Consider the following 539-nt stretch of genomic DNA (forward strand, 5'->3'; position numbering starts at 1 on the left):
CCGACTTCTCGCCGGGCGCGCAGCAGGTGGACCTGCGCGGCCTGGGCCCGAACCATACGCTGGTGCTGGTCAATGGCCGCCGCATCGCCGATTTCCCGATGCCGTTCAAGGGCCGCAGCAACTTCACCGATGTCTCCAACATCCCGCTGGGAATGATCGAGCGCATCGAAGTGCTGACCGGCAGCGCGTCGGCCATCTACGGTTCGGACGCGATCGCCGGCGGGGTCAACTTCATCCTGAAGAAGAAGGCCAACGGCACCACCATCGACATGCGCCTGGGCACCACCACCGAAGGCGGTGGCGACTCGTTCGACATGAGCGTCGCCAGCGGTTTCAGCCGTGGCAACTTCAACGCCGTCTACAGCGTGGAACTGCAGTCGCAGACCCCGCTGTGGGCCTATGAGCGTGACATCCAGGACTCGACCCAGGATGGCCCCACCGAGGGCTCGCGCATCGCGCGCCGCGCCTACCTGCGCACCGACTACAACGATGACTACCTGGACCCGGGCGCGGCCACCTGCGAAGCGCTGTCCGGCCAG

Annotated in this window: 1 protein-coding gene; it reads left to right on the forward strand. The window is 66.4% G+C overall.

Annotated elements, in window-relative coordinates:
- Positions 1 to 539, forward strand: a 539-nt coding sequence (locus tag EN850_RS33410; protein ID WP_148671827.1) for a TonB-dependent receptor plug domain-containing protein, incomplete at both ends; no start/stop codon positions are given.

Origin of the sequence: Mesorhizobium sp. M8A.F.Ca.ET.207.01.1.1, from assembly GCF_004794715.1 — a bacterium.
GTDB lineage: Bacteria > Pseudomonadota > Alphaproteobacteria > Rhizobiales > Rhizobiaceae > Mesorhizobium.